Origin of the sequence: Vibrio sp. ZOR0018, assembly GCF_963865925.1 — a bacterium.
Taxonomy (GTDB): domain Bacteria; phylum Pseudomonadota; class Gammaproteobacteria; order Enterobacterales; family Vibrionaceae; genus Vibrio; species Vibrio anguillarum.
The window spans coordinates 4228-5130 of the sequence record NZ_CAWMCN010000067.1; the positions used below are offsets into that span (position 1 = coordinate 4228).

Annotated in this window: 1 protein-coding gene; it reads right to left on the bottom strand. The window is 37.1% G+C overall.

All coding sequences use genetic code 11. The features are described 5' to 3' along the window. Positions 1-213 precede the first annotated feature (213 nt). Entirely contained in the window at positions 214-627 is a 414-nt protein-coding gene (locus AACR75_RS02810) for a DUF1090 domain-containing protein (protein WP_231564231.1), read from the bottom strand. Positions 628-903: the final 276 nt, after the last annotated feature.

The following is a 903-nucleotide window of genomic DNA, read 5'->3' on the forward strand; positions in this document are numbered from 1 at the left end:
TTATTCATTACTTAAGTTCAGTCATGAAAACATGGAATTTACTGTTCAATTCAAACTCGATTTAGCTGATAAAAACTCACTTTGCCTAACGCCCGCTTAAGGGGCAGACAACGCTACTACTAACTTCCCGCATAACACCGTAATCACAAAAACCAACGCATAATAAAAATGCCATGCGTTGGCTGTCCCTCTTGAAGCGTTTGTTAGCATTATCTAGCCTAATTCGGATAACTCTTGTAGAAGCGACTCCAATTTACGCTCTTCTTCTTGAATTTTATTTTGGTATTTCCTGACTTTGTTATCCTTGCCACTTCCCTTTGCTTCTTGTAAATCTAAGTTATATTCGGCAATTTTATCTTTAGTTTCTTTAATTTCGTCAGCTAAATCTTGCTTAAGTTTTATGTCACTACAATTGGACTTGGCTTCCGCTAGGGCAACTTTTAGTCCTTCTATCTTTTTTTGATTATTAGCTAACTGAGCACTTTCTATTTGCTGCTCAATCTCACAATACTTTCTTTCACACCCAGAAAAACCTGAACAGTTCAATGAAGCAAAACTATAAAATGACAATATAGACAGTACAACACCGGAAGCTTTCAACATTAATTTTACATTTGCTCTTTTCATTAACACAACTAACTTTAAATAATTTCACAAGGGATAATTAAACTACAAAATGGTGAATTGTCACACAACTATTATACGCGATGATTGATTTCTACCATTTGAATATGACTATTTAAGTTCTCAGAATGCTAACGCCCGGCTAAGGGGTTGGCAACGCACCGCCGAACTTAAAAAATACACTGCAAACACTGAACTGCAATTTTGCACTAAAGTCGCCACGCGTTGGCAATCCCTCTTGAGCCGTTTGTTAGCTGCTGCACTTTAGCCGGAGATTGA

Excerpts from the sequence above, each read along its gene's own strand:
- AACR75_RS02810 (WP_231564231.1), bottom strand. The coding sequence starts at position 627 with ATGAAAAGAGCAAATGTAAAATTAATGTTGAAAGCTTCCGGTGTTGTA.